Source organism: Streptomyces griseochromogenes (assembly GCF_001542625.1).
GTDB lineage: Bacteria > Actinomycetota > Actinomycetes > Streptomycetales > Streptomycetaceae > Streptomyces > Streptomyces griseochromogenes.
Genome location: NZ_CP016279.1, coordinates 8,226,968 through 8,252,030 on the forward strand (window position 1 = coordinate 8,226,968; position 25,063 = coordinate 8,252,030).

Sequence of the window (25,063 nt, forward strand, 5' to 3'; positions counted from 1 at the left end):
ACGCGCAGCCGACACAAGGGCTTCATCCGTTGCTCACCCGTTCGGCCCACACGGGTTGCCCGGAGCGGCACGCAGATCATCTACGTGCGTCGTATCCTGCTCGGACACTCGCTGCCGAGCCCGGCCGGAAACGACGGCACACCCCCGCCTGCATCACCCGGAACAACGAGAGCGCGGCAGTTCGTTGAGCAAAGACTGTCGTGTTGCCTCAGGGCTCGGCGGGCTGCTTTGCTTCACCGCTCAACGACGCACAACAACGACCCCTTGACCGCACTAGCGACAGCCCCCTGTGCGGGGGTGACGTGGCCGTTCGACTGGAGTTGCACGTGGCCGGGCGCATCGAAGATTACGCACTCATCGGAGACATGCAGACCGCTGCGCTGGTCTGCCGGGACGGCACAGTGGACTGGCTGTGTCTGCCCCGCTTCGACTCGCATGCCATCTTCGCCGGCCTGCTGGGCACCGAGGAGCACGGCTTCTGGCGGCTCGGCCCGGCGCACGCCGCCGATTCGCAGCCGCCCAGGGCCGCCCGGCGGACCTACCGGGGCGACTCGCTGATCCTGGAGTCGGAGTGGGACACCCCGCGCGGCACCGTGCGGGTGACCGATTTCATGCCCCCGCGTGACGGCGCCCCGCAGCTCATCCGGATCGTGGAGGGCGTCACCGGCCGGGTGCCGATGCGCTCGGCCCTGCGGATGCGGTTCTCCTACGGCCGGGTGGTGCCCTGGGTGCACAAGCACGAGGGCCGGACGGTGGCGGTGGCGGGGCCGGATTCCGTGTGGTTCGACACGGAGGCCGAGACCTACGGCAAGTCACTGACGACCTACGCCGACTTCACGGTCGCCCCCGGCGACCGGATCGCGTTCACGATCTCGTGGCAGCCCTCGCACAAGGAGCCGCCGCCGCTGCCGGAGCCGGAGCAGTCGCTGGAGGCGACGGAGGAGTTCTGGCGCGACTGGGTGGAGCACTGTACGTACCACGGTCCGTACCGCGAAGCGGTGATCCGCTCGCTGATCACCCTGAAGGCGCTGACGTACGCGCCGACCGGCGGCATCGTCGCCGCTCCCACCACCTCCCTGCCCGAGGACATCGGGGGCGTGCGCAACTGGGACTACCGCTACACCTGGCTGCGGGACGCGGCGATCACCCTGTCCTCGCTGCTGCGCACCGGCTACCGCGAGGAGGCCCGCGCCTGGCGCGAGTGGCTGCTGCGCGCGGTCGCCGGCGACCCGGAGAACCTGCAGATCATGTACGGCATCGCCGGTGAGCGCGAGCTGGGCGAGGCCGAGCTGGACTGGCTGCCGGGCTACGAGGCCTCCGCCCCGGTCCGGGTCGGCAACGGCGCCGCGCACCAGCTCCAGCTGGATGTGTACGGCGAGGTCACCGAGGCTCTGCACCTGGCGCACATGACGGGCCTGGCCCGCAACGACTACGCCTCCCTGCTCCAGCTGAAGCTGATCCGCTACCTGGAGGACCACTGGCAGGAGCCGGACGAGGGCATCTGGGAGGTGCGCGGCCCGCGCCGGCACTTCGTGCACTCGAAGGTGATGGCCTGGGTCGCGGTGGACCGCACCATCAAGCTGATCGAGTCCGGGGACGCGGACGGCCCGCTGGAGCGCTGGAAGGAGCTGCGCGACGACATTCACCGGGACGTCTGCGAGAAGGGCTACGACCAGGAGCGCAACACGTTCACCCAGTCCTACGGCTCCAGGGAGCTGGACGCCTCGCTGCTGCTGATTCCGCAGATGGGCTTCCTGCCGCCGGACGACAAGCGGGTGATCGGCACCATCGAGGCGATCCAGCGCGAGCTGTCCACCACGGACGGGTTCATCCTGCGCTACCCGACGGAGGGCGAGGACGAGGGCGTCGACGGCCTGCCGGGCGACGAGGGCGCCTTCCTGGCCTGCTCGTTCTGGATGGCGGACGACCTGGCGATGATCGGCCGGGTGGACGAGGCCCGCAAGCTGTTCGAGAAGCTCCTCGGGCTGCGCAACGACCTCGGCCTGCTCGCCGAGGAGTGGGACCCGCGCCTGCAGCGCCAGGTCGGCAACTTCCCGCAGGCCTTCAGCCACGTCCCGCTGATCGACACCGCACTGCGGCTGACGGCTTCGGGGGCGTACGGCGGCTGAGGCGCGTGCGGAGTGGCTCCGCTCACGTGAGTTCCACGACCAGCGGCGGACCGGCACGGCCAAGGGCGGGCGCGGAGAGGAACCCGCGGCTCGGGCCTAGGCTGGAGGCGCACGGGGGTGTCCCTTCCGGAAGGGGACCGCCATGGTCCGTTCCAAGGCGGGCACGGCTCTCGCGGCACTGCGCGAGGACCTGTCCGGCCAGGCGTTCACCCCCGGGGATCCGGGCTACGACCAGGCCCGCACCGCCTTCACCAAGCTGCCCGACCGGCGGCCTGCCGTCATCGCGCGGTGCGCGGACGAGGCCGATGTGATGCGGGCCGTGCGCTTCGGGAGGGAACTGGACCTGCGGATCGCGGTGCGCGGCGGCGGCCACGGTCTGGCCGGTGCCCTGGTCGACGGGGCACTCGTGGTGGACCTGCGCCGGATGCGGCGGGTGACCGTCGACCCGGTGGCCGCGACCGTACGCGCCGAGGGCGGTGCCACGGTCGGCGATGTGGGCCGGGCCACGCGGCGCTGGGGCCGCACCGCGGGCGGGACGCGCAGTCCTGCCATCGGTGTGGGCGGCTTCGTACTGGGCGGGGGCATCGGCCTCCTCGACCGGAGCATCGGCCTCGCCGTCGACAACCTGCTGGGCGTGGAACTCGTGACCGCCGGTTCCGAGCGGGTACGGGCCGGGGCCCAGAAGCACGCCGAGCTGTTCTGGGCACTGCACGGCGGCGGCGGCAACTTCGGCGTCGCCACGGCCCTCACCCTGAGGCTGCGCCTGCTGCCGCGTGTCTGCCCGGCGCTGCTGCTGTGCCGGCCCCGGTCCGGCCCCGCCGTGATCCGGGCCTTCCGCGAGGTCGTCCGCACCGGCCCCGACCGGGTGAGCGGCGCCGTCACCCAGGTGACCGCGGGCCTGCCGATGTACGCCGTCCTGCTCACCTACGCCGGGGACGAGGCGGATCTGCGCAGGCTGGCCGCGCCGCTGCTGGCGCTGCCGCACGAGGCCGAGGTGTGGGGTGCCGAGGCGTACCGTCTGCTGGATTCGCCGTCCGGCATGCGTGCCCACTGGTCGGCGGAGTGCCTGACCGGTCTGCCGGACGAGCTGGTGGACGTCTTCTGCGCCCGCACCGAGGCCCGACCGGTGCCGGCCTGGTCGCGGCATCTGCTCTTCCCGCTCGGCGGTGCGGTCGCCGCCGGGCCCGCCGGGTATCCGGTGCCGTACCGGGACGCGGCCTGGGTGGTGCATCCCTTCGCCTGCTGGCCGGACCCGGCCGACGACGAGCGGGCCGTCGCCTGGGTGCGGGACGCCTGTGCCGACGTCCGGCCCTGGAGCACGGGCGCCGTCTGTCTCGGTCTCGTCGGCGACGAAGGCCCCGAGCGCGTCCGCGCGGGTCTGGGCGCCGGGAACCTGCTGCGGCTGGAGAAGGTGAAGCGGGCCTACGACCCCGACAACGTGTTCCGCTTCAACCACAACATCCGGCCCGTGTAGCCCGTAGCGCAGGCTGTCGTCCGGGCGTTCGCGCAGGTAGCGTCCGCTGCATGGACAGCGGTACGGAGAGCAGATTCGCCACCCAGAGCGCGGGGATCACCGTTCAGCGGGCACTGGAGCTGCCGGGGCTGCGCAGCGGACTCCCGGAGATCGTGGCGGGCGCCGACCGGCTGGGGCGCACGGTGCGCTGGGTGCACGCGGGCGAGGTGCCGAACATCGCCTCGCTGCTCAAGGGCGGCGAGCTGCTGCTCACCACCGGCTACGGCCTCGGCACCCGCCCGGCCGAGCAGCGGGCGTTCGTGCGCACGCTCGCCGAACGCGGCATCGCGGCCCTGGTGGTGGAGCTGGGCCCGCGCTTCACCCGGCTGCCCGCCGCCCTGGTGGACACGGCCCGCAGCGCGGGACTGCCGCTGGTCCAACTGCACCGCGAGGTGCCGTTCGTGACGGTCACCGAGGAGATCCACACCGAGATCGTCAACGGGCACTACGCGCTGCTCCAGCGGGCCGAGGAGGTGCACCGGCGGTGTACCGAGGCGCTGCTCGGCGGTGGCGGGGTGCCCCAGGTGCTGGGCATCCTGGCCGACTTCGGCGCGAATCCGGTGTTCCTGGAGACGGCGGACGGCCGGCTGCTGTACGCCGCCGGCTCCGGCCCCGAGGGCGCGGATCCGCTGCAGGTGTGGGAGGGGCTGCGCGGTCCGCACAAGGACGCCCCGCCACCGGCCGGTTCGGTGCTCGTGGACGTGCCCGGCGGCGGCCCGGGGGCGGGGGCGGTACGGGCCCGGCTGGTGCAGCTGCCGGTGTGTGCGCCGCTGGCTCCGGTGCACCGGATCGCCGCCGAGCGGGCCGCGGGCATCCTGGCCGTGGTGCTGATGCAGGCCAGGCAGGAGGAGGAGCTGGCGGCGCGCGGGCGCGGCGACTTCCTCACCGACCTGGCCGAGGGCCGGATCGCGGCGGAGGACGCGCCGGCCCAGGCCCGGGTACTCGGTTTCAAGCCCGGCGACAGCCCGCTGCTGCCCGTGGTGATGCGTGTCGGGGACTCGCTGTCCCCCGGCGGCAGCTGGGCGGTGCTGGCGCGCGCGGTCGCCGAGGAGCTGGCCTCGGTGGGGGTGCCGGTGCTGCTGGGCGTCAGGCCGGTCGAGGGCCGGGTCCCGGTGCTGCTCGGGCTGCGCTCGGAGTCGGAGCGCTCGGCGGTCGCGGACCGGGTGTCGGCGGCGCTGCGGGCGGGCGTCGAGCGGGCCGGGATGCGGCGGCCGGGCGCCCCGCCGCCGGTCGTGGTGGTGGGGGTGGCCGGCGGCTGGGCGGCCGCGTCGGCCGGGCTCAGGCACGCGGCGGAGACGGCGACGGCGGCCCAGGGCCTGACCGACCGCCCCTGGTACGACGCCCGCCGCCTGGACATCGACCTGCTGCTGTGGCGGCTGCGCGACCACCCGGACCTGGCGGCCTTCGTGGACCGCGCGATCGGCCCGCTGCGCGACCACGACCACCGCTCCAAGCCGCCGCTGCTGCCCACTTTGGAGACCTATCTGGCGCACGCGGGCCGCAAGGCGGAGACCGCCCGCGAACTGCACCTGAACCGGCAGACCCTGTACAACCGGCTGGCCCGCATCGGGGAGTTGCTCGGCACCGACCTCGACGACCCGCAGACGGTACTCGCGTTGAGCCTCGCCCTGCGGGCCCGCCGGCACGCGCCCTAGACCATGGGCCTCGGCTGGGTCAACTCGTCGTAGACGCTGAGGACTTGGGCGACGGTCTCGTCCTCGGTCGGCCAGGTCGCGGCCTGCCGCAGGCCCCGCTCGCGCAGCAGCTCGCGCCGCTCCGGATCCGCGAGCAGCCGTACGACGGTGTCCGCGAGGGTCTCCGCGTCGCCGTACGGGACGAGTTCGGCCCCGTCGCCCACCAGGTCCGGGATGCCGCCGACGGCAGTCGCGACGAGCGGTACGCGCGCGTACAGGGCTTCCTGGGCGAGGACGGAACGCGACTCCCAACTGCTGGTCAGCAGCGCCAGATCGGCGGCCGCGAGCAGTTCGGGCACGTCCTCGCGCCGCCCGATGAGCCGCACCGGCAGCTCCTCGTCCTCGATCCGCCGCTGGAGCTCCGGCCGCAGCGGCCCCTCCCCGGCGACGGCGACCAGCGGTACGGGGTCGAGGTCCCGCCAGGCCCGGGCCGCGTCCAGCAGGACGTCGTAGCCGCGCTGCCGGTCGAGGGATCCGACGGCCATGAGCAACGGACGGCCGGTGGCGCCGAGTTCGGCACGGAGCTTGGGCGGACGCGGGTCCGGGTCGTCGTGGGACGGGGATCCGCCCGCTGGAACGGAACCGGGAACGGGCAGCGGACGGCGCCTGCCGGGCAGGGTCACGGCCGCGAGCCGGGCGTCCCGTGCCCCCGTGCCGCGCGCCCGGTCGACCAGGTCGGAGGTGGTGCCGAGGACCACCGCGGCCGTGCGCGCCACGCGCCGCTCCAGCAGCCGCAACAGATGTGCCCGCGCGCCCTCGGCCCGCGCCCGGTCGTGCCAGGTGACCACCAGCGGGGTGCGGCGCCCGCTGAGCGCGAGCACGGCACGGAAGGAGGCGTGCAGCCCGTGGGCGTGGACCAGATCGGCGTCCGCGCAGGCCGCCCGGAGTGCGGCGACGGAGGCCGGGTCGCTGCTGCGCGGGACGTGCACGTGCTCGGCGCCGACCCCGGTGAAGTCGTAGGCGCGGTCGGCCTCCACGGGGGCGCACACGGTGACCCGCACGCCCCGGGCGACTAGCCCCTCGGCCAGGGAGCGCACGTGCGCGCTGCTGCCGGCGTTGCCCCCGCCCAGCACCTGCACGGTGCGCAGCGGCGACTGGCCGTGCGGTGCGTTGCTGCTCAAGGGGCTCACGGGGGCCGGGGCTCCTGATTCGGCGCGGGGCGGTCACAAAGAAACGTACAGAAAGCAGTGGGCGGAGAGGGGCGGAAGGATGTACCGCGCGCCTCCCGCGCGGACTGCGCTCGACCCGCCGTCCGCCTCGCGTTCTCTGCCAAGCATGCCAGGACACACGGCCGTTCCGGGAAATCCGGGGAGGCGCACAGCGCGGCGGGCCGGAGCAGTGCGCCGGAGCACGTCACCCACACGGGTGAGAAAGACCCCGCCTCAACGGCACGGTCTCCACGCCCGAACCGCGAGGTCAGAGGCTCACAGCACCCTCACCGGGCCATCCACCCGGCCCTCCGCGCATCGCGACAGCCGCCACCACCGTAGCGCGCGCCCGCGGATCACCGGTCATCGACAAGGGCAGCTTCCTTCCTCGCACAAGCGTTCATCACATCACCCCATGGACGTCGCCCGGCCCTCGGAGCACACACGGCTGTCAGTGCCCCCTGTCACGATGCGCATACCGAAAGCGACGTCGCTCAATTGGGGGGCACATGGCGAAGAGGTCGAGGCAGCAGGCACGGAAGCCGAGAGCGGCCAAAGGAGTGGCGATCTATCACGACATGAAGGTGTACGAGAACTTCGAGCGCAGCGCCCGGCGCATCTTCGAGTGCGTGCAGGACGCCCAGCGCAGGTCGCCCGGAGCCCGCCGGTACCTGTACCTGGACGTCCAGGGACACCGCAACGAGGCCGGCGGATACGACCACGACGCCTTCGAGTTGATGCAGGAGTTCACCCTGGGCTTCCTCGGCGACTACCTCACGGAGATCCACACCCCGCTCTGTCACGCCCGCAATCCGAAGCGGCAGCGCAACGACCTTCCCGATGTGCTGCGGATCCACTACCCGGACGACGGCAGCGACTACGGCTACAACGCCTCGGCGCTCCCGGTGAAGCCCAGGGAACGGCACCCGGCCGACCGCAAGTCCCCGCCCACGGTGAAGGCCATCGCGAACTATCTGGGCCTGGAGGACCCGGCCTGCCTGGTGTGCTGGCGCAAGCCGGTGGAGCGGGCCCATGTCGTGCCGATCCAGCTCGGCGGATCCATGGACGTACGCAATTTCGCCCTGCTCTGCCCGGCCCATCACGCCGAGGCTCCGGACGTCGCCGACGCCGAGAGTTTCTGGGCGTGGGTGGACTACGCCGAACTCAGAGACAGTCCGGACAAATGGCTCGACGCCCCTGACGAGCTCAAGGGCCGGCTCCAGGACCTCGGCGTCGCCATCGGCGTCGGCGAGCGGGAACCTCTGACCTTCTTCTCCGCTGTGAAGCACGAGCTGAAGGCGCTCTACGGCTGGACCGACGGCGACTTCACCGTGACGGACTGGGCCGCCCTGATGGACGAGTTCCACAAGGTGCTGGAACAGGCCACAGGACGTCACTTCGCGGTGGAGAAGAAGGTGTCGACCCACGCGTGGGCGTATCACATGGCCCGCCGGCGGCTGAACGGAACGGAGTGAGGCTCCCGGACGGGCAGGCGGCGCGACCGCGTGCCCGTCCGGCGTTCGTCAGAGGTCGGCCCTGGCCGTCGCCAGCAGTTCCTCCGCGTGGGCGCGCGCCGTCTCCGAGTCCTCCTGGCCGGCCAGCATCCGGGACAGTTCGCGGACCCGCTCCTCGCCCTCCAGCACCTTCACGCCGGAGCGGGTGACCGAGCCGTCGTTGGTCTTCTCGACCAGCAGCTGCCGGTCGGCGAAGGCGGCGACCTGCGGCAGGTGGGTGACGACCACGACCTGTGCGGTCTTGGCGAGTTTGGCCAGGCGCCGCCCGATCTCGACCGCGGCCTTGCCGCCGACACCGGCGTCGACCTCGTCGAAGAGGTACGTCGGCACGGGGTCGGTGCCCGCGAACACGACCTCCACGGCCAGCATCACGCGGGACAGCTCACCACCGGAGGCGCCCTTGGCGATGGGCCGCGGCGGGGCGCCCGGGTGCGGGGCGAGCAGCAGCTCGACCTCGTCCACGCCCGAGGGCCCGTACGCGACGGCGCGCCCGCCGACCTCGACGCCCTCCGGGTCCTCGGTCTGCCGGATGTCGAAGGACACACGCGCGTGCGGCATCGCCAGCGAGGCCAGCTCCGCGGTCACGGCGGCGGCGAACCGCTCGGCGGCCTCCGTCCGCGCGTCCGTCAGCGCCTGGGCGAGCCCGCCCAGTTCGGTGCGCAGCGCGTCCCGCTCGGCGGTCAGCTCCTCGATCCGCTCGTCGTCGCCGTCCAGCTCGGTCAGGCGTGCGGCGCTCTGCTCGGCCCAGGCGAGGACGGTGTTGATGTCGTCGCCGTACTTGCGCGTCAGGCCGGTGAGCGCTGCCCTGCGCTCCTCCACGGCGGCCAGCCGCAGCGGATCGGCGTCCAGGTCGTCGGCGTACCCGGCCAGCTCGCCGGCCACGTCACCGAGCAGGATCCCGATCTCGCCGATGCGGTCGGCGAGGGAGGCGAGCGCCGGGTCGTGGGACCTGACGGCCTCCAGGGCCCGGTGCGCACCCGCGACGAGGGTCGAGGCGTCGATCCCCTCGGGGTCCTCGGGATTGCCCGCGAGAGCCGCGTGCGCGGCGGTGGCGGCGGACGACAGCGCCTCGGCGTGCCCCAGCCGCTCGGCCTCCTCGGCCAGCTCCACGTCCTCACCGGCCCGCGGCTCCACGGCGGCGACCTCGTCGAGCCCGTAGCGCAGCATGTCGGCTTCCTGGGCGCGCTCACGCGCGCGCGTGACGATCTCCTCCAGCTCGGCGGAGGCGGCCCGCAGCCGACGGTAGGCCTCGGTGTACTTGGCGAGCGGTACGACGACCGCGTCCCCGGCGTACCGGTCGAGGGCCTGCCGCTGCCGGGACAGCTTCAGCAGCCCCTGCTGGTCGGTCTGCCCGTGCACGGCCACCAGATCGTCGGCCAGCTCGGCGAGCAGTCCCACGGGCACGCTGCGCCCGCCCAGGTGCGCCCGCGAGCGGCCCTCGGCGGAAACGGTACGGCTGATCAGCAGGGCCCCGTCGTCCAGCTCGGCCCCGGCCTCCTCGGCCCGTACCAGGGCGGCGGCGTCCCCGGGGACGGCGACCCGCCCCTCCACGACCGCCTTCTCGGCCCCGATCCGCACGAGCGCCGGGTCCGCCCGCCCGCCGAGCAGCAGCCCCAGGCTCGTGACCACCATGGTCTTGCCCGCACCCGTCTCACCGGTGACGGCGGTGAACCCCGGCGACAGCTCGACGACGGCATCGTCGATGACTCCGAGCGACCGTATCCGCATCTCCTCCAACACGGACAAGACCTTACGAGGTCGGAGGGCAGGAGTGCGACGGGCCCCGGCACGGTTGTGTGAAGGTGCAGGTGACGAATGTGTATCGGCCTCGCATTGTCACCCGGGCGAGTGCTACGGCAGCACCGTCAGCGCCTTCAGCAGCGCGACGCCGTCGGGTACGCCGTGTCCGGTGACGGCGTCGTAGCCGGGTTTGACGGGGTAGCCCACGGCCGGCGGGTGCGAGCCGTTGTCGTGGCCGACGGCGATGTCGCGGCAGACGGTCTGGCCGAGCATCGTGCCGTTGGTGCCCCTCTCGTAGAGCCGCGGCGTGAGGAAGCGCTGCCGCTTCTCCGCCGGGAGCAGGGCGTCGACGCGCGCGATCAGGGCGGCCCACAGGGGCGCCGAGGCGCTGGTGCCGCCGTTGGGCGAGGGCCGGCCCAGCAGGATCAGGTCGTAGAACGGCGGGCCGGCGAGCGCGGCGACGTCCGGCACGACCCGTCCCTTGACGCTGCCCGGGTTCAGGGAGTCGACGTTGATGTGCTGCTGGTAGTCCGGGCGTACGAACCGGGTGGAGACGCCTCCTCCGCTGGAGCCGCCGCCCTTCCTGGTCCGCCGTCCGGGCGCCTGCCACCAGGCGACTTCCTGGCCGTGGGGGTCGATCATCGTGCCGCCGACACCGAGCACGTACGGGCTGGCGCTCGGGAAGTCGACGTGCGCCCGGCCGTCCGGGATCTGGTCCCCCGCGCCGTCGTCCCCGGACGCGCTGCAGACCGTGATGCCCTTCTTCGAGACGCCCTTGAGACGCTTGTCGATCTCGTCGAGCGCGGTCTGCGACCATTCGGGCGACTCGTCCGCCAGGCCCCAGCTGTTCGAGACGACGACCGGGTTGTCCGCGATGGTCTGGTCGAGGACGTCGATCCAGCCCCGCTGGTCGAACGGGGCGAAGTAGACCGAGATCTGCGCCGCCGGGCAGAGGGCGGCGATGATCTCCACGTCCATCATCACTTCGCTGGTCGCGTCGAAGTAGTCCTGCTGGTCCTGGGGCGGCAGCTGCCTCAGTTCCTGGAGCGACCGCGGCGGTTCGATACCCAGGGCCACCACGTCGATCTGCGGCACCGGCCTGTTGTGCGCGGCGCAGAATGCCTGGATGTCGTCGTGGAAGATGCCTCCGAGGAACTCGAAGACGACGAGCTTCTGCCCTTCCCCGTCACCCGCCGGGAAGTTGTACAGCTTCTCCAGATCCTCGGGCGTGAAGGACCCGTTGAAGCCCGAGCCCGGGGCGACGGCGGCGCGGCGGGCCACCCGGCGCTGGTCGAGGCCGAAGACGCCGGTCACGACTCCCGCCAGCTCGGCCGGGATCTGCAGCTGGCCCTCGCGGCCCCGGAAGTCGCCCTGCTCGAGGCTGTGGTAGATGCCGAGGTCCGCCTTGAAGGCGGCGTTCATGGCGGACACGGGTCCACTCGCCACGATGCTGCCCGGTTCGAGCCGGACCTGGTCCACCGAGAGGCCGTACCGTTCGAGAACGGCCTTCGTCTTCTGGGCGTCCTCGCGCCGCTCACCGGGGATCTCGCCGGCGGCGGCCACGTCCCCGCGCAGGGTGAGGGTGACGGTCACCTGGTCCTGTGGGTCCGCGGCCCGTACCCGGGTCGCGTCGGCCTTGGCCGGCCGCGTGCTGCCGGCCAAGGCCACATGCTGCTCGTTCATCGTCGTCTCCTAGGTGCCGGCCCGCCTCTGACCGGGCTCGCCGGCTCGCGCCCGGACCGCACTACTCACCCATACATATCCGGACATGCCGGAAACATATGCCAGATGTGGGCCGGGCCACCCGGACAGGGCATGCCCGGCCGGGGCGGAGCGGACGTGAGCGACGCCTCAGTGCGGCGCCCCCCGCCACCCGGACACGGGCAGCGCGAACTTGGCGACCAGCCGGTCCGTGAACGACGCATGGTGCAGCCGAGCCAGCCGCACCGGCACGGCGCCCCGCCGCACCTCCACCCGCGCCCCCGGCGGCAACTCGACCGTCCGCCGTCCGTCGCACCACAGGACCCCCGGCGGAATGTGCGGCAGCACCTCCACCGCGAGCACCGAATCCGGCGACGTGACCAACGGCTTCGCGAACAGCGCGTGCGCGCTGATCGGCACCATCAGCAGCGCCTCCACCTCGGGCCACACCACCGGTCCCCCGGCCGAGAACGCGTACGCGGTGGACCCGGTGGGCGTGGACAGGACGATCCCGTCGCACCCGAACCCCGTCACCGGACGCCCGTCGATCTCCAGCACGACTTCCAGCAGCTTCTCGGCACCGGCCTTCTGCACGGCCGCCTCGTTCAGCGCCCAGTCCGTGTGCACGATGTCCCCGTTGCGGTGCACGACGACATCGACGGTCATCCGCTCCTCGACCTCGTACGACCGTGCCACCACCCGGTCGACCACCCGGTCGAGGTCGTCCCGTTCGGCCTCCGCGAGGAATCCGACGCGCCCGAGGTTGACGCCGAGCATCGGCACCCCGGAGGCCCGGGCGAACTCCGCGCCGCGCAGCAGGGTGCCGTCGCCGCCGAGCACGATCAGCAGTTCGCAGCCGTCCAGGCACTGCGGTGTCGCCTCCTTGACGAGTTCCACCTCGTCGGGCAACGGCAGGTCGCGCGCCTCCTCCTCCAGCACCCGCACCCCGATGCCGGATCGCAGCAGCCCTTTGACCACCAGTTCGGCGCTGCGGATCGCCGCAGGCCGCCCGGTGTGGGCGAGCAGGAAAACAGTACGCGCTCGGTTCTGTGTCAACGCGGCCCCTCCGCCACTGCACGGTCGACTTCGGCCGGGTCCAGTTCGGGGGCCCCGGACCGCAGCCAGAGAAAGTACTCGACATTGCCCGAGGGACCGGGCAGCGGACTCGCGGTGACTCCACGCACCCCGAGCCCCAGCTCCCAGGCCTTCTCGGCCACCCCCCGCACGGCGTCCGCCCGCAGCTGCGGACTCCGTACGACACCCCCGCTGCCCAGCCGTTCCTTCCCCACTTCGAACTGCGGCTTGACCATCATCACCAGGTCGGCGTCCGGCTTCACGCACCGCTTCAGGGCGGGCAGCACCAGCCCGAGCGGAATGAAGGACAGATCACCCACGACAAGATCCACAGGATCCCCATCGATCGCCTCGAGCGTCAACTCCCGCACGTTCGTACGGTCCTTGACGGTGACGCGTTCATCGTTCTGGAGCGACCAGGCGAGTTGGCCGTATCCGACGTCCACGGCGACGACGTGTGCGGCGCCCGCGCGCAGCAGGACGTCGGTGAAGCCGCCGGTGGACGCGCCGGCGTCCAGCGCGCGCCGGCCCTCGACCACGAGCCCCCGGGGTACGAACACCTCAAAGGCGCCGGCGAGCTTGTGGCCGCCCCGGGAGACGTAGTCCGGGTCGCCCTCGTCGGCCTGGACCACGATCGCCGCGGCGGTCTCCACCTGTGTGGCCGGCTTGGTCGCCACGGTCTTGCCGACGGTGACCCGCCCGGCGACGATCAGCTGGCTGGCGTGCTCGCGCGAGCGCGCCAGCTTCCGGCGGACCAACTCCGCGTCCAGACGGCGGCGTGCGACTCCTGCCACGTTCGGTTCAGCTCCTGCTTTCGTACGGTGATCGATAGGTGTGACCCGAAGGGTCTCACCGAGGGGCGGCGGTCGGGTGACCGGTGGGAACCGGTGGTCCCGGGCGGGCGTCGAGCGCGGTCAGCGCGTCGCGCAACCCCCGGTGTACATCCTCGTACACCTCGATGTGCCCGTCGGTGGCCAGGTGGTCGGTGTCGGCCAGCCGCTGCAGCTGGGCGTCGACCTCGGCGTTGCCGGTGGGGGTGCGCGGGACGTTCAGGGGGGCCGGTGCGGCAGGGTCGTACTCGGGCTCGGCCGCTGTGACGATCTCGGCCTCGGACACGGACTCGCTCATGCCCAGACGCTACCCCGAACCGCTGGGGTACCGTCGTGCGCGATGGCCACGATCGAGGAGTGCCGCACCGCGCTGGGAAAGTTCTCGGACAACATGCAGGGCGCCGAGGGCGATGTCCGCGCGGCAGCCGCCCTGGACCGCTCGGTGAGCTGTCACATCACCGACCTGGACGTCACCTTCGCCGGCCGGCTGACCGGCGGCCGGATCGCGGTGGACGAGACCCTCCCCGGGCCGCCGCGGGAGAAGGCGCAGATAAGACTCGCCATGGCCGGGGACGACCTGGTGGCGCTGGTGGGCGGTGAGCTGAACTTCGCCACCGCCTGGGGCTCGGGCCGGGTGAGGCTGGAGGCGAACCTGCTGGACCTGTTCCGGCTCAGGAAGCTGCTGTAGCGGCGTCCTCCCGGGCGGCGTCGCGTGCCTTCCTGGCGGCCGGCACGACCAGCGGAGTGCCGGTCTCGGGGTCGTCGATGACCTGGCAGCGCAGCCGGAAGACCTCCTCGACCAGTTCGGCCGTCACGATGTCGTTCGGCGCGCCCTCGGCGATCACCCGGCCGCCGCGCAGGGCGATGAGATGGGTGGCGTACCGGGCGGCGTGGTTGAGGTCGTGCAGGACGGCGACCAGGGTGCGGCCCTGGGTCTCGTGCAGCTCGGCGCACAGGTCGAGGATGTCGATCTGGTGCTGGATGTCCAGATAGGTGGTCGGCTCGTCCAGGAGCAGCAGCGGGGTCTGCTGGGCGAGCGCCATGGCGATCCACACCCGCTGACGCTGGCCTCCGGACAGCTCGTCGACGTACCGGTCGGCGAGTTCGGCGACGCCCGTCTGCGCCATGGACTCCCGCACGACCCGCTCGTCCTCGGCGGACCACTGGCGCAGGATGCCCTGGTGCGGGTAGCGGCCGCGGCCCACGAGGTCGGCGACCGTGATGCCGTCGGGTGCGATGGAGGACTGGGGCAGCAGGCCGAGCGCGCGGGCGACCTTCTTCGCGGGCATCGACTGGATGACCTGCCCGTCGAGCAGCACCCGGCCCTGGCTGGGCTTGAGCATCCGCGACAGGGCCCGCAGCAGCGTCGACTTGCCGCACGCGTTCGGGCCGACGATCACCGTGAACGAGTTGTCCGGGATCTGAACCGACAGCTGCTCGGCGATGACGCGCTGGTCGTAGGCGAGGGTGACGTTCTCGGCGGACAGGCGGTTCACAGTGCTCCTTCGGGTGTTCTGGTGCGAGCCGCTCATATCCGGCCCGCCCTGCGCTCGGTGACCAGCAGCCACAGCAGATAGCCGCCGCCGAGGACGCCGGTGACCACGCCCACGGGCAGCTGGTCGGCGCCGAAGGCGCGCTGCGAGGCCCAGTCGGCGGTGACCAGCAAGGTGGCGCCCATGCAGAGGGAGGGCATCAGGTTCGGCCCGGGCGAGCGCGTGAGGCGCCGGGCGAGCTGCGGCGCGGTGAGCGCCACGAAGCTGACGGGTCCCGCGGCGGCGGTGGCGGCCGCGGTGAGCAGGACGGCGGAGACCATCAGCACCAGCCGTACGCGCTGCACGCGCACCCCGAGGGCGCCCGCGACGTCGTCGCCCATCTCCATCATCCTCAGGCCCCGCGCGCCCACGAGGACCAGCGGGACGAGGACGGCGCACAGCCACAGCAGCGGCCAGACCTGGTCCCAGTCACGGCCGTTGAGGGAGCCGGTCATCCACACCACCGCGCGGGCCGCGTCGACCAGGTCCGCCTTGGTGAGCAGGTAGCCGTTGACCGCGGTGGCGACCGCGGAGACGCCGATGCCGACCAGGACCAGCCGGTATCCGTGCACGCCCTGCTTCCAGGCGAGCAGATAGATGGCGAGGCCGGTCACCAGGCCGCCGGCCAGGGCACCGAGGGTGACCTGTGTGGTGCTGCCCGACATCAGCACGATCACGACCAGCGCGCCCGCCGTCGAGCCCTGCGAGAGGCCCAGCACGTCCGGGCTGCCCAGCGGATTGCGCGAGACCGCCTGGAACAGCGCACCGCCCAGGCCCAGCGAGGCACCGACGAGCAGGCCGACCAGGACACGGGGCAGCCGCAGCTCGTTGACGATGAAGTCCTGGTACGCCGTGCCGTTTCCGGCCAGTGTGTCGATGACGTCGGACGCCGGGATCTTCGCGTCGCCGGTGCCGATCAGCGCCACCCCGGCGGCGCACGCGGCGGCCAGCAGCAGCACGACGACGATCAGCGCGCGCACGTCCAGGCGCAGCGAGAGCCCGCCGGGGGTGCGTACGGTACGGCTCCTGGAGAGTGTCTTCACAGCTGGGCCGTCCTCCGCCGTCGTACGAGAAAGATGAAGACCGGGCCGCCGATGATCGCGGTGACGATGCCGACCTGGAGCTCCGAGGGGCGGGCGACGACCCGGCCGATGACGTCGGCGCCGAGCAGCAGCACGGGCGACAGGACGGTCGCGTACGGCAGGATCCAGCGCAGGTCGGGACCGGTGAAGGAGCGCACGACATGCGGGACCATCAGGCCGACGAAGACGATCGGGCCGCAGGCGGCGGTCGCGGCACCGCACAGCACGGTGGCGGCCACCATGGCGAGGGCGCGGGTGCGGTTGAGGTTCGCTCCCAGGGCGCGGGCGGTGTCGTCGCCCATCGCGACGGCGTTCAGCGGCCGGGCCAGCGCGAGCGCGAGGACCGTGCCGACCGCGAGGAACGGCAGCACCTGGAGGACGGTCGAGTTCGTGGCCGAGGCCAGCGAACCCACGGTCCAGAAGCGCATCTTCGCCAGCGCCGCGTCGTCCGTGATCATCACGGCCTGGAGATAGCCGTACAGCGCGGCGCTGATCGCCGTACCGGCGAGCGCCAGCCGCACCGGCGTGGCGCCCCGGCTGCCGCCGAGGAACCAGACCAGCGCACCGACCGCCGCCGCACCGGCGAAGGCGAACCACACATAGCCGGTGAGGCTGGTGACGCCGAGGTAGGTGATGGCCGTGACGACGGCGGCCGAGGCACCCGCGTTGATGCCGAGCAGCCCGGGGTCGGCCAGCGGATTGCGGGTGAGCGCCTGGAGCACGGCCCCGGACAGGCCGAGCGCGGCACCGGCCAGCAGACCGAGGACCGTGCGCGAGAGCCGCTCGCCGACGACGACGTCGCCGTATGTGCCCGTGTCGTGGAACAGGCCGTGCCAGACCTGGTCGAGTGAGAGCGCTTTCGCCCCGATCGCGATGCTCGCCACGGCGACGAGCACCAGGATCGCGACGGAGGCGAGGAGCCCAAGGGCCCGCACCGCCCGGCGATTTGGGGGCGCGGGGGCGGTCTCCGCGCGCTGTTCCGGAGGACTGTCGACCAACACGAGGTTAGGTTAGCCTACCCTCGCATGTGATCTCGATCCGGAGACCGCCGAAGAGTCAGAGCCCGAGCCGCGCCAGTACCTTGCCCCCGTCCAGCTCGCAGGAACCGTCCCCGGCCGCGGTCCAGGCCGCCGCGCACAGCGCCCGCAGTCCGTCGAGCGCCCCGCCGTCGCCCTCCAGCTCCAGCTGCTCCGCCCCGGCGGACGCCGTCCAGCCGCCGCAACGGAAGCCGTCGCCTTCCCGGGTGATCTCCGGCTGGCCGGTGAGCAGCCCGCGCAGATCGGCGTCCACGTACGTCGGCCGGTGCTCCGGCCCCGCCGCGAGCAACTGGGGGCCGTCGGTGACACCGGTCAGCACCAACAGCGAGTCCACCCCGCCGTTGAACGCGCCCTCGATGTCCGTGTCCAGCCGGTCCCCGACGACCAACGGCCGCTCGGCGCCCGTGCGCAGGATCGTCTCCCGGTGCATCGGGGGCAGCGGCTTGCCCGCCACCTGGGGCTCGGCGCCGGTCGCGATCCGTACGACCTCCACGGCCGCCCCGTTGCCCGGCGCGATGCCCCGCCCGCTGGGAATCGTCAGGTCGGTGTTGGACGCGAACCACGGCACCCCACGCGCCACGGCGTACGACGCCTCGGCGAACCGCCCCCAGGGCAGCTCGGGCCCGCCGTACCCCTGCACCACCGCCGCCGGATCGTCGTCCGCCGACTCCACCGGCACGAGGCCGCGCTCGCGCAGCGCCACCCGCAGCCCCTCACCACCGACGACCAGCACCCGCGCGCCGGCCGGCACCTGCTCGCTGATCAGCCGCGCGACGGCCTGCGCCGAGGTGATGACGTCGTCCGCCCCCGTCGGTATCCCCAGCTCCGTCAGATGCCGAGCCACCGCGTCCGGCGTCCGCAGGGCGTTGTTGGTGACATAGGCCAGATGCATCCCGCCCGCGCGGGCGCTCGCCAGCGAGTCGACCGCGTGCACGATCGCGTTCCCGCCCGCGTACACCACCCCGTCCAGATCGAGCAGCGCCGTGTCGTACCCCTCGCTCAGGGGCCTCCCCGTGCCCTCGGGCCTCGTCCTGACGCCCTGGCTCATTCCACATCGCTCCTCGCTCGACCGTCTTTCCCCGATCATGCCCCACACCACTGACACACGTACGATGCCGGGATGAACACTGCAGGTCACTCGGAAGCAACGGCGCACCGAGGCCTGGAACTCAACCCGTTCCGAGGCCTTCGATACGACCCCGACCGGGTCGGCAGCCTGGCCTCCGTCACCTCCCCGCCCTACGACGTCGTGGTACGCCCAGACGGCCTGCACCACCTCCAGTCGGCCGATCCGCACAACATCGTCCGGCTGATCCTTCCCCAGGACGGCACCCCCAGCGCCCGCAACGAACAGGCCGCAGACACCCTGCGCCGCTGGCGCACCGAGGGCGTCCTGACCACCGACCCGGAACCCGCCCTGTACGTGTACGAGCAGCGGGACGGCAACGGCATGCTCCAGCGCGGTGTCATCGGCGCTCTACGCGTGTCCGACCCCTCGGAGGGCGTGGTGCTGCCGCACGAGGACGTCATGCCGCCGGTCGTCGCCGACCGCGCGGCCCTGATGCGCGCCACCCGCGCGAATCTGGAGCCCCTGCTGCTGACCTACCACGGCAACGGCGCGGCGGCCGACGTCGTCGAGCGCACGGCGGAGCGGCCCCCACTGCTGGCCACCACCACCGAGGACGGCTTCCACCACGCCCTGTGGTCGGTCACCGACCCCGCCGACGTCACCCGTATCCAGTCCGACCTGGCCAACCACCAGGCCCTCATCGCCGACGGCCACCACCGCTGGGCCACCTACCGGCAGCTGCGCGCCGAACACCCCTCCCCCAGCCCCTGGGACCACGGCCTCGTCCTCCTGGTCGACACCGCCCGCTACCCGCTGCGCGTGCGCGCCATCCACCGCCTGCTGCACGGCCTGCCGGTCGCGGACGCGCTGGCGGCCCTGGACGGCCTGTTCCGGGTACGACAGCTCGCGGCACCGCTGCCCGAGGCCCTGGACGCGCTCGCGGACGCGGCCTGCTCGGGCAACGCCTTCCTGCTGGCCGGTGACGGCGGCTTCCACCTGATCGACCGCCCGGATCCGGACCTGCTGGCCCGGACGATCCCCGCGGACCGCCCGGCCGCCTGGCGCTCGCTCGACGCCACCGTCCTGCACGCCACGCTCCTCGAACACGTCTGGCGCATCCCCGAGGACTCTCCCGCCGACATCGCCTACATCCACGACACGGCCGCGACGGTCGCGAAGGCGGAGCGCGACGGCGGTACGGCCGTCCTGATGCACCCGGTCCGCGAGGAGGTCGTACGCGACCTGGCCCGTCAGGGCGTGACGATGCCCCGCAAGTCCACGTCGTTCGGCCCGAAGCCGGCGTCGGGGCTGGTACTGCGGGCACTGGAGATCTGAGCCCGGACATGCGGAAGGGCGGGACCGCCGGGGTCCCGCCCTTCGTCACATGGCCACCGTCACCCGGTCACCGTAACCCGCTCACGGGCTCACATCAGTCCTTGTCGTCCTGCCCGGGCGTGTCCGCGGATTCGGCGCCCTCTTCGCGCTCGGTCCCGGTCGCGTCCTCGTCCGCGGCCTCGGCCCCGGTCACGTCCCCGGTCACGCCGGTCACGTCCCCGGTCACGTCCTCGGTCTCGTCCAGTGCGTCGACGAACTCCACACCGTCCAGCTCGGCGAGCCTGTCGGAGGCGTCCGTGCTGCCGTCCCGGTCAGCCTCGACGGCCTTGGCGAACCACTCGCGTGCCTCGTTCTCCCGGCCGGCGGCCAGCAGGGCGTCCGCGTAGGCGTAGCGCAGGCGCGCGGTCCACGGCTGGACGGAGTTGGAGGCCAGCTCGGGGCTCTGCAGGGTCACGATGGCAGCGTCCAGCTGTCCCATGTCACGCCGGGCACCGGCCGCGACGAGCCGCATCTCGACCTGCCCGGCCTTGTCCAGCTTGTGCACCTCCGGAGCGCCGGCCATGTCCAGCGCCTTCTCCGGCCGCCCGAGGCCACGTTCGCAGTCGGCCATCACCGGCCACAGCTCCACGGTGCCGGTCATGCGCCGCGCGGCGCGGAACTCGGCGAGGGCCTCGGAGTACTTCTGGTTGGCGTACGCGGCGAACCCGGCGGCCTCGCGTACGGCGGCCACACGGGACGCCAGGCGCAGTGCCACCCTGGAGTAGCCGTACGCGCCCTCGGGGTCCTCGTCGATGAGCCGGGCGACCATCACCAGGTTCTTGGCGACGTCCTCCGCGAGCGTCTTGGGCAGGCTCTGCAGCTCCTGCCGTACATCCTTGTCGATCTCGTCGCCGGTGACGTCCTCGGGGATCGGCAGCCGCTTGATCGGCTCACGGTCCCGGTCCCGGTCACGCTCGTCGCGGAAGCGGCCACCGCCACGCCGGTCGTCCCGGCCACGGAAGCCACCGCCCGGGCGCCCGCCCCGGTCGTCACGGCGGTCGTCACGGCGGTCGTCACGGCGGTCGTCACGGCGCGGGCCGCGGCTGCGGTCGCCGCGGTCGTCACGGCCGCGGAAGCCGCCACGATCACCGCGGTCGCCCCGCTCACCGCGGTCGTCGCGGGCACGGTAGCCGCCGCGGTCGCTGCGGAAGTCGCCTCGGTTGTCGTCCCGACGGAAGCCACCGCGCTCACCACGGTCACCACGGGCGTCGCGGTCACCACGGGCGTCGCGGTCGTCGCGTCGGCCGTAGCCGCCACGGTCGTCACGGCGGTCGTCACGCCGATCATCGCGGCGGTCGTCCCTGCGGTCGTCACGGCGGAAGTCGGAGCGCTCGCCGCCGCGGCGGAACCCGGGACGGTCACCCTCGCGTCGGTCATCGCGGCGGTCGTCACGTCGGTCGTCGCGCCGGTCGTCGCGGGCACGGTAGCCGCCGCGGTCGCTGCGGAAGTCGCCTCGGTTGTCGTCCCGACGGAAGCCACCGCGCTCACCACGGTCACCACGGGCGTCGCGGTCACCACGGGCGTCGCGGTCGTCGCGTCGGCCGTAGCCGCCACGGTCGTCACGACCCCGGAAACCACCACGGTCACCGCGGTCACGGTCGTCACGACGGCCGTAACCCCCACGGTCACCCCCACGGTCACCGCCGCGCTCGTCGTCGCGACGGAAGCTACGGCGGTCGTCGTCACGGCGGAAGGAGGGCCGGTCGTCACGGCGGAAGCCACGGTCACCGCGGTCACCACGGGCATCGCGGGCGTCGCGGTCACCACGGGCATCGCGGTCGTCGCGTCGCCCGTAGCCGCCACGGTCGTCACGACCCCGGAAACCACCACGGTCACCGCGGTCACGGTCGTCACGACGGCCGTAACCCCCACGGTCACCGCCGCGATCGCCGCCACGGCTGCCACCGCGGTCGTTCCCATGGCCGCTGCCACGGCGCGGACCACCGCGGTAGCCGCCACGGTCGTTGCGGTCACCACTGTCCCGTCGCCGCTGGTCGCGCTCCGGTCGGTCCTCAGGCGAGTTGGTGGACATGGTGACTCCTGTCTTCGGTACCGCAAGCATTGTAAAAACGAAAGGACCCCTGGTCCCAGCTGAACGCTGGGACCAGGGGTCCTCCAAAGATTGTTCGGCGGCGTCCTACTCTCCCACAGGGTCCCCCCTGCAGTACCATCGGCGCTGTGAGGCTTAGCTTCCGGGTTCGGAATGTAACCGGGCGTTTCCCTCACGCTATGACCACCGAAACCCTAATGGTTTCGAGCGAACAAGCACACTCTTCATTTGTGTGTTCAGCTCTCAGCCGGCAACCGTTCGTTGCCTCAGAACATACACAGTGAACGCGAGCATCAATGGACAAGCCCTCGGCCTATTAGTACCAGTCAACTCCACCCGTTACCGGGCTTCCATATCTGGCCTATCAACCCAGTCGTCTACTGGGAGCCTTACCCTCTCAAGGAGGTGGGAATACTCATCTCGAAGCAGGCTTCCCGCTTAGATGCTTTCAGCGGTTATCCCTCCCGAACGTAGCCAACCAGCCATGCCCTTGGCAGAACAACTGGCACACCAGAGGTTCGTCCGTCCCGGTCCTCTCGTACTAGGGACAGCCCTTCTCAATATTCCTACGCGCACAGCGGATAGGGACCGAACTGTCTCACGACGTTCTAAACCCAGCTCGCGTACCGCTTTAATGGGCGAACAGCCCAACCCTTGGGACCGACTCCAGCCCCAGGATGCGACGAGCCGACATCGAGGTGCCAAACCATCCCGTCGATATGGACTCTTGGGGAAGATCAGCCTGTTATCCCCGGGGTACCTTTTATCCGTTGAGCGACGGCGCTTCCACAAGCCACCGCCGGATCACTAGTCCCGACTTTCGTCCCTGCTCGACCCGTCGGTCTCACAGTCAAGCTCCCTTGTGCACTTACACTCAACACCTGATTGCCAACCAGGCTGAGGGAACCTTTGGGCGCCTCCGTTACCCTTTAGGAGGCAACCGCCCCAGTTAAACTACCCATCAGACACTGTCCCTGATCCGGATCACGGACCCAGGTTAGACATCCAGCACGACCAGACTGGTATTTCAACGACGACTCCACAAACACTGGCGTGCCTGCTTCAAAGTCTCCCAGCTATCCTACACAAGCCGAACCGAACACCAATATCAAACTGTAGTAAAGGTCCCGGGGTCTTTCCGTCCTGCTGCGCGAAACGAGCATCTTTACTCGTAGTGCAATTTCACCGGGCCTATGGTTGAGACAGTCGAGAAGTCGTTACGCCATTCGTGCAGGTCGGAACTTACCCGACAAGGAATTTCGCTACCTTAGGATGGTTATAGTTACCACCGCCGTTTACTGGCGCTTAAGTTCTCAGCTTCGCCCCACCGAAATGGAGCTAACCGGTCCCCTTAACGTTCCAGCACCGGGCAGGCGTCAGTCCGTATACATCGCCTTACGGCTTCGCACGGACCTGTGTTTTTAGTAAACAGTCGCTTCTCGCTGGTCTCTGCGGCCACCCCCAGCTCGAGGAGCAAGTCCCCTCACCAGGAATGGCCCCCCTTCTCCCGAAGTTACGGGGGCATTTTGCCGAGTTCCTTAACCATAGTTCACCCGAACGCCTCGGTATTCTCTACCTGACCACCTGAGTCGGTTTAGGGTACGGGCCGCCATGAAACTCGCTAGAGGCTTTTCTCGACAGCATAGGATCATCCACTTCACCACAATCGGCTCGGCATCAGGTCTCACCCTGCATGAGTGGCGGATTTGCCTACCACTCGGGCTACACCCTTACCCCGGGACAACCACCGCCCGGGCTGGACTACCTTCCTGCGTCACCCCATCACTCACCTACTACAAGTCTGGTTCGTCGGCTCCACCACTTTCCTTTCCCCGAAGGGTCCGGAACGGCTTCACGGACTTAGCATCGCCTGATTCAATGTTTGACGCTTCACAGCGGGTACCGGAATATCAACCGGTTATCCATCGACTACGCCTGTCGGCCTCGCCTTAGGTCCCGACTTACCCTGGGCAGATCAGCTTGACCCAGGAACCCTTAGTCAATCGGCGCAAACGTTTCTCACGTTTGTATCGCTACTCATGCCTGCATTCTCACTCGTCAACCGTCCACGACTACCTTCCAGTGCCGCTTCACCCGGCAGACGACGCTCCCCTACCCATCACAGCACCCGTTGGGGCTATACGCTGCAATGACACGACTTCGGCGGTACGCTTGAGCCCCGCTACATTGTCGGCGCGGAATCACTAGACCAGTGAGCTATTACGCACTCTTTCAAGGGTGGCTGCTTCTAAGCCAACCTCCTGGTTGTCTGTGCGACTCCACATCCTTTCCCACTTAGCGTACGCTTAGGGGCCTTAGTCGATGCTCTGGGCTGTTTCCCTCTCGACCATGGAGCTTATCCCCCACAGTCTCACTGCCGCGCTCTCACTTACCGGCATTCGGAGTTTGGCTAAGGTCAGTAACCCGGTAGGGCCCATCGCCTATCCAGTGCTCTACCTCCGGCAAGAAACACACGACGCTGCACCTAAATGCATTTCGGGGAGAACCAGCTATCACGGAGTTTGATTGGCCTTTCACCCCTAACCACAGGTCATCCCCCAGGTTTTCAACCCTGGTGGGTTCGGTCCTCCACGAAGTCTTACCTCCGCTTCAACCTGCCCATGGCTAGATCACTCCGCTTCGGGTCTTGAGCGTGCTACTAAAACGCCCTATTCGGACTCGCTTTCGCTACGGCTTCCCCACCCGGGTTAACCTCGCAACACACCGCAAACTCGCAGGCTCATTCTTCAAAAGGCACGCAGTCACGAGATGCAGCAAGCTGCATCCGACGCTCCCACGGCTTGTAGGCACACGGTTTCAGGTACTATTTCACTCCCCTCCCGGGGTACTTTTCACCATTCCCTCACGGTACTATCCGCTATCGGTCACCAGGGAATATTTAGGCTTAGCGGGTGGTCCCGCCAGATTCACACGGGATTTCTCGGGCCCCGTGCTACTTGGGTGTCTCTCAAACGAGCCGCTGACGTTTCGACTACGGGGGTCTTACCCTCTACGCCGGACCTTTCGCATGTCCTTCGCCTACATCAACGGTTTCTGACTCGTCCTGTTGCCGGCAGACAACAGAAGAGAGATCCCACAACCCCGCATGCGCAACCCCTGCCGGGTCTCACACGCATACGGTTTGGCCTCATCCAGTTTCGCTCGCCACTACTCCCGGAATCACGGTTGTTTTCTCTTCCTGAGGGTACTGAGATGTTTCACTTCCCCTCGTTCCCTCCACACTGCCTATGTGTTCAGCAGCGGGTGACAGCCCATGACGACTGCCGGGTTTCCCCATTCGGAAACCCCCGGATCAAAGCCTGGTTGACGACTCCCCGGGGACTATCGTGGCCTCCCACGTCCTTCATCGGTTCCTGGTGCCAAGGCATCCACCGTGCGCCCTTAAAAACTTGGCCACAGATGCTCGCGTTCACTGTGCAGTTCTCAAACAACGACCAGCCACCCATCACCCCGAACCAATCAGGTCCGAGTTCACTGGGGCCGGCGACTGAGGAAAAATCCATTCCCTCAGACACCCAACAGCGTGCCCGACACCCTCGCCTCTTCCCTCATCCG

At 70.5% G+C, this 25,063-nt stretch carries 17 protein-coding genes and 2 rRNA genes; 6 read left to right on the forward strand and 13 right to left on the reverse strand.

Annotation, left to right across the window (positions count from 1 at the left end; genetic code table 11):
- The first annotated feature begins 326 nt into the window (after window positions 1-326).
- The 3 genes from AVL59_RS35620 (at window position 327) to AVL59_RS35630 (ending at window position 5,297) form a co-directional block, all read left to right on the forward strand.
- The gene (locus tag AVL59_RS35620; protein WP_067312963.1) at window positions 327-2,129 is read left to right on the forward strand and encodes a glycoside hydrolase family 15 protein; all 1,803 of its coding nucleotides are present in this window, start codon (window positions 327-329) and stop codon (window positions 2,127-2,129) included.
- A gap of 142 nt (window positions 2,130-2,271) precedes the next feature.
- Complete coding sequence (locus AVL59_RS35625; protein WP_067312965.1) at window positions 2,272-3,603, forward strand: FAD-binding oxidoreductase; 1,332 nt, start codon at window positions 2,272-2,274, stop codon at window positions 3,601-3,603.
- 50 nt (window positions 3,604-3,653) lie between these two features.
- Entirely contained in the window at window positions 3,654-5,297 is a 1,644-nt protein-coding gene (locus tag AVL59_RS35630) for a PucR family transcriptional regulator (RefSeq protein ID WP_067312968.1), read from the forward strand.
- Here AVL59_RS35630 and AVL59_RS35635 read toward each other — a convergent pair.
- On the reverse strand, window positions 5,294-6,466 hold the full coding sequence (locus AVL59_RS35635) for a glycosyltransferase family 4 protein (RefSeq protein ID WP_067312971.1): 1,173 nt from the start codon (window positions 6,464-6,466) through the stop codon (window positions 5,294-5,296). The genes AVL59_RS35630 and AVL59_RS35635 overlap by 4 nt on opposite strands.
- Window positions 6,467-7,044: 578 nt before the next feature.
- Here AVL59_RS35635 and AVL59_RS55235 point away from each other — a divergent pair.
- Complete coding sequence (locus AVL59_RS55235) at window positions 7,045-7,959, forward strand: HNH endonuclease signature motif containing protein (RefSeq protein WP_237281771.1); 915 nt, start codon at window positions 7,045-7,047, stop codon at window positions 7,957-7,959.
- A 48-nt stretch (window positions 7,960-8,007) separates the two neighbouring features.
- Here the strand turns inward: AVL59_RS55235 and recN are convergent, their stop codons facing one another.
- The 5 genes from recN to AVL59_RS35665 all read right to left on the reverse strand — a co-directional run bounded on the left by recN (window position 8,008) and on the right by AVL59_RS35665 (window position 13,641).
- The gene (gene recN / locus AVL59_RS35645) at window positions 8,008-9,726 is read right to left on the reverse strand and encodes a DNA repair protein RecN (protein ID WP_067312974.1); all 1,719 of its coding nucleotides are present in this window, start codon (window positions 9,724-9,726) and stop codon (window positions 8,008-8,010) included.
- 123 nt (window positions 9,727-9,849) lie between these two features.
- On the reverse strand, window positions 9,850-11,421 hold the full coding sequence (locus AVL59_RS35650) for a S53 family peptidase (protein WP_067312975.1): 1,572 nt from the start codon (window positions 11,419-11,421) through the stop codon (window positions 9,850-9,852).
- Between the two features lie 168 nt (window positions 11,422-11,589).
- Entirely contained in the window at window positions 11,590-12,495 is a 906-nt protein-coding gene (locus tag AVL59_RS35655) for an NAD kinase (RefSeq protein WP_067312977.1), read from the reverse strand.
- Entirely contained in the window at window positions 12,492-13,307 is an 816-nt protein-coding gene (locus tag AVL59_RS35660) for a TlyA family RNA methyltransferase (protein ID WP_067312978.1), read from the reverse strand. Before AVL59_RS35660 ends, AVL59_RS35655 begins: the two co-directional genes overlap by 4 nt.
- A 55-nt stretch (window positions 13,308-13,362) precedes the next feature.
- Entirely contained in the window at window positions 13,363-13,641 is a 279-nt protein-coding gene (locus AVL59_RS35665; protein WP_067312980.1) for a hypothetical protein, read from the reverse strand.
- Between the two features lie 42 nt (window positions 13,642-13,683).
- On the opposite strand from AVL59_RS35665, the gene AVL59_RS35670 reads away from it, so the two are divergent.
- Window positions 13,684-14,031, forward strand: coding sequence for an SCP2 sterol-binding domain-containing protein (locus AVL59_RS35670; RefSeq protein WP_067312982.1), 348 nt, complete (start codon window positions 13,684-13,686; stop codon window positions 14,029-14,031).
- Here AVL59_RS35670 and AVL59_RS35675 read toward each other — a convergent pair.
- From AVL59_RS35675 to AVL59_RS35690, 4 genes are read right to left on the reverse strand one after another with little or no spacing between them, the layout of a single operon-like run.
- Window positions 14,015-14,875, reverse strand: a complete 861-nt coding sequence (locus AVL59_RS35675) for an ABC transporter ATP-binding protein (protein WP_099053177.1) — start codon at window positions 14,873-14,875, stop codon at window positions 14,015-14,017. The genes AVL59_RS35670 and AVL59_RS35675 overlap by 17 nt on opposite strands.
- On the reverse strand, window positions 14,872-15,918 hold the full coding sequence (locus AVL59_RS35680; RefSeq protein ID WP_067312985.1) for a FecCD family ABC transporter permease: 1,047 nt from the start codon (window positions 15,916-15,918) through the stop codon (window positions 14,872-14,874). Before AVL59_RS35680 ends, AVL59_RS35675 begins: the two co-directional genes overlap by 4 nt.
- Window positions 15,915-16,958, reverse strand: coding sequence for a FecCD family ABC transporter permease (locus AVL59_RS35685; RefSeq protein ID WP_067312987.1), 1,044 nt, complete (start codon window positions 16,956-16,958; stop codon window positions 15,915-15,917). The genes AVL59_RS35680 and AVL59_RS35685 overlap by 4 nt, the downstream gene beginning before the upstream one ends.
- Before the next feature lie 55 nt (window positions 16,959-17,013).
- Window positions 17,014-18,042, reverse strand: coding sequence for an HAD hydrolase-like protein (locus AVL59_RS35690; RefSeq protein ID WP_067312990.1), 1,029 nt, complete (start codon window positions 18,040-18,042; stop codon window positions 17,014-17,016).
- Window positions 18,043-18,114: 72 nt separating this feature from the next.
- Between AVL59_RS35690 and AVL59_RS35695 the strand changes: the two genes are divergently transcribed.
- The gene (locus tag AVL59_RS35695; RefSeq protein ID WP_067312992.1) at window positions 18,115-19,398 is read left to right on the forward strand and encodes a DUF1015 domain-containing protein; all 1,284 of its coding nucleotides are present in this window, start codon (window positions 18,115-18,117) and stop codon (window positions 19,396-19,398) included.
- A 94-nt stretch (window positions 19,399-19,492) separates the two neighbouring features.
- Here the strand turns inward: AVL59_RS35695 and AVL59_RS53765 are convergent, their stop codons facing one another.
- From AVL59_RS53765 to AVL59_RS35715, 3 genes are all read right to left on the reverse strand, one after another.
- The gene (locus AVL59_RS53765) at window positions 19,493-20,314 is read right to left on the reverse strand and encodes a tetratricopeptide repeat protein (protein WP_237281944.1); all 822 of its coding nucleotides are present in this window, start codon (window positions 20,312-20,314) and stop codon (window positions 19,493-19,495) included.
- Window positions 20,315-21,561: 1,247 nt separating this feature from the next.
- Window positions 21,562-21,678 (reverse strand): 5S ribosomal RNA (gene rrf / locus AVL59_RS35710).
- 105 nt (window positions 21,679-21,783) lie between these two features.
- Window positions 21,784-24,903: ribosomal RNA gene (locus tag AVL59_RS35715) — 23S ribosomal RNA — on the reverse strand.
- Between the last annotated feature and the right edge of the window lie 160 nt (window positions 24,904-25,063).